9 protein-coding genes are annotated in these 7,740 nt (G+C 32.4%); 8 read left to right on the top strand and 1 reads right to left on the bottom strand.

The window, feature by feature from the left end:
• The 6 genes from atpB to atpG form a co-directional block, all read left to right on the top strand.
• Window positions 1–854, top strand: an 854-nt coding sequence (atpB, locus tag VGE71_RS14190; RefSeq protein WP_331138922.1) for a F0F1 ATP synthase subunit A, incomplete at its 5' end; no start/stop codon positions are given.
• 32 nt (window positions 855–886) lie between these two features.
• Window positions 887–1,084, top strand: a complete 198-nt coding sequence (gene atpE, locus VGE71_RS14185) for an ATP synthase F0 subunit C (RefSeq protein WP_008465835.1) — start codon at window positions 887–889, stop codon at window positions 1,082–1,084.
• Between the two features lie 86 nt (window positions 1,085–1,170).
• A complete protein-coding gene (locus tag VGE71_RS14180) occupies window positions 1,171–1,671 on the top strand; it encodes a F0F1 ATP synthase subunit B (RefSeq protein WP_331138921.1) in 501 nt (166 codons plus the stop codon).
• Between the two features lie 4 nt (window positions 1,672–1,675).
• Window positions 1,676–2,209, top strand: a complete 534-nt coding sequence (gene atpH / locus VGE71_RS14175; protein WP_331138920.1) for an ATP synthase F1 subunit delta — start codon at window positions 1,676–1,678, stop codon at window positions 2,207–2,209.
• Between the two features lie 38 nt (window positions 2,210–2,247).
• Window positions 2,248–3,825, top strand: coding sequence for a F0F1 ATP synthase subunit alpha (gene atpA, locus VGE71_RS14170; RefSeq protein ID WP_109191248.1), 1,578 nt, complete (start codon window positions 2,248–2,250; stop codon window positions 3,823–3,825).
• An 89-nt stretch (window positions 3,826–3,914) separates the two neighbouring features.
• Window positions 3,915–4,775, top strand: coding sequence for an ATP synthase F1 subunit gamma (gene atpG, locus VGE71_RS14165; protein WP_331138919.1), 861 nt, complete (start codon window positions 3,915–3,917; stop codon window positions 4,773–4,775).
• A 736-nt stretch (window positions 4,776–5,511) separates the two neighbouring features.
• On the opposite strand, the gene VGE71_RS14160 is transcribed toward atpG, so the two are convergent.
• Window positions 5,512–6,462 carry a hypothetical protein gene (locus VGE71_RS14160; protein WP_331138918.1) on the bottom strand — a complete coding sequence of 317 codons (951 nt, stop codon included), beginning with the start codon at window positions 6,460–6,462 and terminating at the stop codon, window positions 5,512–5,514.
• Between the two features lie 202 nt (window positions 6,463–6,664).
• On the opposite strand from VGE71_RS14160, the gene VGE71_RS14155 reads away from it, so the two are divergent.
• Together VGE71_RS14155 and VGE71_RS14150 are read left to right on the top strand one after the other, a co-directional pair.
• Window positions 6,665–7,111, top strand: a complete 447-nt coding sequence (locus VGE71_RS14155) for a GNAT family N-acetyltransferase (RefSeq protein WP_331138917.1) — start codon at window positions 6,665–6,667, stop codon at window positions 7,109–7,111.
• 96 nt (window positions 7,112–7,207) lie between these two features.
• Window positions 7,208–7,740: lipopolysaccharide biosynthesis protein (locus VGE71_RS14150; RefSeq protein ID WP_331138923.1), on the top strand; the 533-nt coding region annotated here is incomplete at its 3' end.

Genomic DNA, 7,740 nt, shown 5'->3' with positions numbered 1-7,740 from the left:
CAAAACTACACCACGGAGAAGAAGTTGCAGAAGTTGACGGAAACTTCTACAAATTAGTTCACGGTAAAATTTATAAAACAGATGCAGCCGGAACAATTAATCACGATGAGCAGGGTCATCCAACAAACGAAAAACCATTAGATTTTTCAATTACTAAAAATGTTGTTTCAATGCTTTTCGTATCAGTATTATTATTCTTAATGTTTACTGGTTTAGCAAAATCATATAAAAAAGGACCAATCCCAACTGGATTTGGTAGAGTTTTAGAACCACTTATCATTTTCATCAGAGATGAAATCGCTGTTCCTAATATTGGAGAGAAAAAATACCGTAAATATATGGGTTACCTTTTAACTGTATTTTTCTTTGTTTGGTTGTTGAACTTATTAGGAATGACTCCACTAGGAATTAACGTTACAGGAAATATTGCTATCACAGTTTGTTTAGCAGCATTTACTTTCTTAATTACACAATTTAGTGCAAACAAAGATTATTGGGGACACATCTTCTGGATGCCAGGAGTACCAGTTCCGATGAAAATTATCTTAGCTCCAATTGAAGTTTTAGGAACATTAACAAAACCATTCGCATTATTAATTCGTTTGTATGCAAACATTACTGCAGGTCACGTAGTAATTATGAGTTTGATCGCAATGATTTTTGTTGGAAAAAATTTAGCAGCAGATTTGCCAATCTCATTAGGATTGACATTATTCATCTCTGTTATTGAAGTTTTAGTTGCATTCTTACAAGCGTTTATCTTTACAATGTTATCGTCATTGTTTATTGGTATGGCAGTTCAGGATCACCACCATGATGATCACGGACACGAAGAAGAAAATGCAATCATTTAATTAGAAGTTTAATTTTATATATATAAATACTTATGGGAACAATTCCAACTTTAGTAGGTGCTGGTTTAGTAGTAATCGGTGCAGGTTTAGGTTTAGGTAAAATCGGTGGATCTGCTATGGACGCTATTGCTCGTCAGCCAGAAGCTGCTGGTAAAATCCAAACTGCGATGATCATTATCGCGGCTTTATTAGAAGGTTTAGCATTCGCTGCTTTAATCTTAGGAAAATAATAAAGGAGAAATAACAGCATCTTTAACGGTTGGTTAAAGATGTTGTTACTTTAAAAAAGAAATTAAATATTTAATATAGTTATAAAATGGATAAGTTAATTCACGATTTTTCATTCGGATTATTCTTCTGGCAAGCTTTAATCTTGGTAATATTAATTTTGCTTTTAGTAAAATTTGCATGGAAACCAATTATGGAATCTATCACTGCAAGAGAAGAGGGTATTAAAAATGCATTGCTTTCTGCTGAAAATGCAAAAAGAGAAATGGAAAATTTACAAGCTGACAATCAAAGAATTTTGAATGAAGCTCGTGCAGAACGTGACGCGATGTTGAAAGAAGCTCGTGAAATGAAAGAGAAAATGATTGCTGATTCTAAAAACGAAGCACAAGAAGCTGGTCAAAAAATGATCGAGCAGGCTAAAGCTGCTATCGAGAGTGAAAAAAATGCTGCAATGGCAGAAGTTAAAGCTCAGGTTTCAACTTTATCATTAAGTATCGCTGAAAAATTATTGAAAGAAGAATTATCTAACAAAGAATCTCAAACTAAATTAGTAGAGAAAATGTTAGGTGACGTAAAGTTAAACTAAGATTATGGCAAGTACAAGAGCAGCAATTCGTTATGCAAAAGCAATTCTAGACTTAGCAAACTCTAAAGGTGTTGCCGAAGCTGTCAATAACGATATGAAATCAATTGCAAATGCAATTGATACCAATTCAGAATTGAGTACATTTATTCAAAACCCAACGACTAAAGTTGAAGTTAAAGAAAGTGCTCTTCTAGAAGTTTTCGCAGATGCAAATGGAGTGACTAAAGGTTTATTTCGTTTATTATTCGAAAACAAAAGATTTGAAATTCTAGATGCAATTGCTTTAGAATACAATAAATTATTTGATGAAAACAACGGCGTTGAAGTAGCAAAAGTTACTACAGCAATTCCTATGGATGCTGCTTTAGAAGCTAAAGTTTTGGCAAAAGTGGCAACTTTATCAGATAAAAAAATTACAATTGAAAATATAGTAGATCCTTCAATCATTGGTGGATTTATTTTGAGAATAGGAGATAATCAATACAACGCTTCTGTTGCAAATAGATTACAAGTATTAAAAAGAGAGTTAAGTAATTAGTTTTTATAACACAAAAAGTGTCTAAATTATAAATTAAGATGGCGGAAATCAAACCTGCTGAAATTTCAGCAATATTAAGAAAGCAAGTAGAAGGTTTTGAATCTGGTGCTACGCTAGAGGAAGTAGGAACAGTACTTCAAGTTGGAGACGGTATTGCTCGTGTTTACGGGCTATCTAATGTACAATATGGAGAGTTAGTAGAATTTGATAACGGTATGGAAGGTATCGTATTGAATCTTGAAGAGGATAATGTGGGAGTTGTACTTTTAGGACCATCAACTGGACTTAAAGAAGGATCTACTGCAAAAAGAACTCAACGTATTGCTTCTCTTAAAGTAGGTGAGCAAATGGTAGGACGTGTTGTTAACACTCTTGGTTTTCCAATTGATGGAAAAGGACCAATCGGTGGAGACTTATACGAAATGCCTTTAGAAAGAAAAGCACCTGGAGTTATCTTCCGTCAGCCAGTAACTGAGCCATTACAAACAGGAGTAAAAGCAGTTGATGCTATGATCCCAGTTGGTCGTGGACAGCGTGAGCTTGTAATCGGTGACCGTCAAACAGGTAAATCAACTGTTTGTATCGATACAATCTTAAATCAAAAAGAATTTTACGATGCAGGAAAACCTGTATTCTGTATATATGTTGCAATTGGGCAAAAAGCTTCAACTGTAGCAGGAATCGCTAAAATGTTAGAAGAAAAAGGAGCAATGGCTTATACAGTTATCGTTGCTGCTAATGCTTCTGATCCAGCTCCAATGCAAGTTTATGCTCCATTCGCGGGTGCTGCAATTGGAGAATACTTTAGAGATTCTGGTCGTCCAGCTCTTATCGTTTATGATGATTTATCTAAACAAGCTGTTGCTTACCGTGAGGTTTCTCTTTTATTAAGAAGACCACCGGGACGTGAGGCTTACCCTGGAGACGTTTTCTACTTACACTCTCGTTTATTAGAGCGTGCTTGTAAAGTAATCGCTGATGATGGTATCGCTAAAAACATGAACGATTTACCAGATTCTATCAAATCTATCGTAAAAGGTGGTGGTTCATTAACTGCTTTACCAATTATCGAAACTCAAGCTGGTGACGTTTCTGCATATATCCCAACAAACGTAATCTCTATTACAGATGGTCAGATTTTCCTTGATGGAGATTTGTTCAACTCTGGGGTTCGTCCTGCTATCAACGTAGGTATCTCTGTATCTCGTGTTGGAGGTAATGCTCAAATTAAATCTATGAAGAAAGTTTCTGGAACTTTAAAATTAGACCAAGCTCAATTCCGTGAATTAGAAGCTTTCGCTAAATTTGGTTCTGACTTAGATTCAGTTACATTAAACGTAATCGAAAAAGGAAAAAGAAACGTTGAGATCTTGAAACAAGGTTTAAATGATCCTTATACAGTTGAAAACCAAGTAGCTATTATCTATGCTGGTTCTAAAAACTTATTAAGAAACGTTCCTGTAGAAAAAGTAAAAGAATTTGAAGCTGATTTCTTAGCTTACTTAAACAGTAAACATAAAGATACGCTTAACGCGTTGAAAGCTGGTAAATTAGATGACGCTATTACAGATGTTATCGAAAAAGCAGCAAAAGAAATCTCAGCAAAATATAACTAATTAGATAATTCGTTAATTAGATAATTAGAAGATGTTAATCATTTTTCTAATTATCTAATTTTCAAATTGTCACATTTTCTAATTAATAGATGGCAAATTTAAAGGAAATCCGTAATAGAATTACTTCCGTTTCATCGACGATGCAAATTACATCGGCTATGAAAATGGTTTCTGCTGCAAAGCTGAAGAAAGCACAAGATGCAATCACTGCAATGCGTCCTTATGCCGAGAAATTAACGGAGTTATTGCAAGATCTTTCTGCAACACTTGAAGGTGAAGTAGGAGGAGATTACACTACACAACGTGAAGTAAAAAAAGTATTGCTTGTAGCTATAACTTCAAACAGAGGTTTATGTGGTGCATTCAATTCAAATATTATTAAAGAGATTAAAAACCGTACAGAGTTTTACGCTGGAAAGCAAGTTGATGTTTTTGCTATTGGTAAAAAAGGAAATGATGCTTTAAGCAAAACACATAAAGTTCACGGTCATCATAATGCAATTTTTGATCATTTAACTTTTGAAAATGTTGCTGGAATTGCAGATAATTTGACTGAGAGATTTTTATCTGGAGAATACGACAGAATTGAATTAGTTTACAATCAATTTAAAAATGCTGCGACACAAATCGTTCAAACAGAACAATTTTTACCGTTAGCTCCTATTAAATCTGATGCAAAAGCTTCTACTGGAGATTATATTTTTGAACCAGGAAAAGAAGAAATTGTTCTAACTTTGATTCCGAAGTCTTTAAAAACACAATTGTATAAAGGAATTCGTGATTCATTTGCTTCTGAGCACGGAGCACGTATGACTGCAATGCACAAAGCAACAGATAACGCTACTGAATTAAGAAACCAATTAAAATTAACTTATAATAAAGCTCGTCAGGCTGCTATTACAAGTGAGATTTTGGAAATTGTTGGTGGAGCAGAAGCTTTAAATGGATAATTTACTCCATACCATATAAAAAGAAAAGCCAGCAAATGCTGGCTTTTTCTTTATTCTGGAAGTTTTATTCTTTTTTAAAAATAATGTTTATAAAATGGTGATTCTCAAATTATACTAAATTGAGAATCACTACCATTTTATAAAAATAGACAGATTGACTCTGTGTGCTTTGTCTTTTTTGGGAACAAACTAGCTTTATTAGTCCCACGGCTCTGTTTTTTTAAGGGTTACATTTCAGCAGAATCAATCCCTTTGCTTTGTCTTTTATGGGAACAAACAAGCTTTATCAGTCCCAGTGCTTAGTTTTTTTATAAGGGTTACATTTTAGCTAACTTCAATCCCTTTATGCTTTGTCTTTTATGGGAACAAACAAGCTTTATTAGTCCCAGTGCTTCCTTTTTTATAAGGGTTGTATTTAGCTTTCTCAATCCCTATGTTACAAATTTAAGAAAGGTTTAACGAAAAAATCTTACATAATTTCCATGTGGTTTTTATATGATTCACATGTTTTAAAAAAAGCAGAAAAAAATAATGAAAGCGATTTAAGAAAATAACTTATAAAGTAGTGGTTATTAGTAATATAACGTTGAAGTTTTCTTATTATTATATTGATATAGTTGAAAAAAATATTTTTTTATTTTGTGCATTTTTTTCTTTCTCTTACAAAAATACATTAATTACAATATTTAAAAGGCTTTGCTTCTATTTTAGAAATATTTTGAATTAAAAAAAGTCTTTATTTGGCTCTGGCAGGTTTAACAGCATACTGATAATTACCATTTTCAATTTGAGTAGCCATTCGTGACGCTGGTTCCCAATAGACAGAGAGTTCATTAACTCGTTTTGCTACAGCTTTTTTTTCTTCACCTTCTATACAAAGACTATAATTAGAATAAGTATAACAGAGCCACATAGCAAGGTTTTCTGGTTTATGTGGCCAATTTTCCCAAAGACTTTCCATTTCTTGTAAAGTCGCCAGACAGGCTTTCTCGTCTTGTTTCCAAGTAAGGCTTGATAAAGCATTAAGGTATTCATAGGCTATAAAATGATTGTTCCAGTTTTTATTCAGCAGTCTCAGTTTATTTACACTTTGTATTGCTTCTTCTTCCTCTTGTTTATGAGTTAAGTACTTAAGTCCGTTTGCATAATCTATGGCAAATTCAATTTCAGGGAATTTATCAAAGAAGCTTTTTATTTTTTCTACAGCTTTAGTATATTCAATTACATCTTTTGTGTCGTGTGAGTACATTAGAGTACTTGATTGTTGCAAAGCGGCATTTTTTAGTAATGGATTTTCTTTTACAAGTTCTTCTAGTTTTTTAGTATAAGCAACGTCATTTGTTTCGTTTATTACAGCGCCATAAATATCTGCAAGCATTTCTGTTAAAAGTAAAGATTTTGGAAACATTAAAAGCCATTGTTCAAAGAGACTGCACATTTCTGAATTTACAACATCTCCTTCGCCAGCAATAATTGAAAAAAAACCTTTAGCAAATACTTCTGCATCTTTAGATTTTGTAAAACATGCTACAGAAATATCAGAAATGGTTTTTATTAATGCAGATAATCCAAGTTGATGATAGATGTTTTTCAATTCGGTTTTAATTTTTGCAAATGCTTTTGTTTCGGTTAAACCATCTTTTTTAGAATTAAGATAGAGGTCTGATAGTTGTTTTGAATCTTTCATTTTTAATAGTTAGAACATTTATAAAATTGTTGCTTTCATGCATTAATTATCATTGTATGGATTTTAAAACTATCAGATTTAATATTCGAATAGTACCTTTATAAGATTTAAAAAGAACATAAAAAGCCTTTTATTCTTTATAAGCAGGAAAGTTTTAAGAACGTTTTTAAGTACTTTTGATATTCTTTAATTTTACAATTTCATGAAACTAGATATAAGAGAATTAACTTCAGTTACTGAAATGTTAACTCAAATAGATACAATTAGATTTTTATATCCCAACATTTCTCTAGAGAAATATGAATCTTTTCTTTTAGAAATGATTCCTCATAATTACACTCAAATTGCCGTTTTTGAAAACGAAACGTGTTTAGGTTTAACAGGCTGCTGGTCTGCAACTAAATTATGGACAGGAAAATATCTCGAAATTGATAATTTTGTGGTTCATCCTGAACACCGCTCGAAAGGAATTGGAAAAATGTTAACCGATTATATTGAAAAAAGAGCAATAGAATTAAATTGCAGCAGTATTGTTTTGGATGCATTCACTGGAAATTTTGGTGCACATCGATTTTACTATAATCAAGGGTACGCTCCAAGAGGATTTCATTTCGTAAAAATCTTAGACGAAAACAAAATGACTGTATAAAAAACACACAGAACTTTTCTTTATTGCATCAACAAAAACGCCATTAAACAAAAGAAATGGTTATTTTTGTCTTACAAACATTATTATAATTATATTTTGGGATTATATAAAAATCTATTCAAGCAAACTGCAATTTACGGACTGGCAACAGTTTTACCGAGAATGCTGAGTTTTTTATTAGTGAGATTATATACAGGAATTTTGCCAACCGCCGAATATGGAGAAGTTTCGATTGTATTGTCTTGGATGGTTTTCTTTAACGTGGTGCTTTCTTATGGAATGGAAACAGCATTTTTTAGATTCTATAGTGCCGAAGACGACAAGAAAAATGTCATTGCAACTTCTACAATTTCTATTTTTTGGACTTCTATTATTTTTCTTTTTGTTGCTTTAATTTTTAGAAACACATTAGCTAACCTAGCCGAAGTCGATGTTCAGTATATTACTTACACCGTTTGGATTTTGGTTTTAGATGCTTTGGTATTAATTCCGTTTTCTAAATTAAGAGCCAACCAAAGACCAATGGTTTATGCAGCTATTAAAATTGGAAATGTGGTAATAAATTTATTACTGAATATTTTCTTCTTAATGTATTTACCAAAATTAGCAGATGCAAATCCAAATTCAGT

This window comes from Flavobacterium sp., assembly GCF_036405015.1.
Classification (GTDB): domain Bacteria; phylum Bacteroidota; class Bacteroidia; order Flavobacteriales; family Flavobacteriaceae; genus Flavobacterium.
This window is presented reverse-complemented; position numbering and strand designations above follow the sequence as displayed.

Excerpts from the sequence above, each read along its gene's own strand:
- atpE (WP_008465835.1), top strand. The coding sequence starts at position 887 with ATGGGAACAATTCCAACTTTAGTAGGTGCTGGTTTAGTAGTAATCGGT.
- VGE71_RS14180 (WP_331138921.1), top strand. The coding sequence starts at position 1,171 with ATGGATAAGTTAATTCACGATTTTTCATTCGGATTATTCTTCTGGCAA.
- atpH (WP_331138920.1), top strand. The coding sequence starts at position 1,676 with ATGGCAAGTACAAGAGCAGCAATTCGTTATGCAAAAGCAATTCTAGAC.
- atpA (WP_109191248.1), top strand. The coding sequence starts at position 2,248 with ATGGCGGAAATCAAACCTGCTGAAATTTCAGCAATATTAAGAAAGCAA.
- atpG (WP_331138919.1), top strand. The coding sequence starts at position 3,915 with ATGGCAAATTTAAAGGAAATCCGTAATAGAATTACTTCCGTTTCATCG.
- VGE71_RS14160 (WP_331138918.1), bottom strand. The coding sequence starts at position 6,462 with ATGAAAGATTCAAAACAACTATCAGACCTCTATCTTAATTCTAAAAAA.
- VGE71_RS14155 (WP_331138917.1), top strand. The coding sequence starts at position 6,665 with ATGAAACTAGATATAAGAGAATTAACTTCAGTTACTGAAATGTTAACT.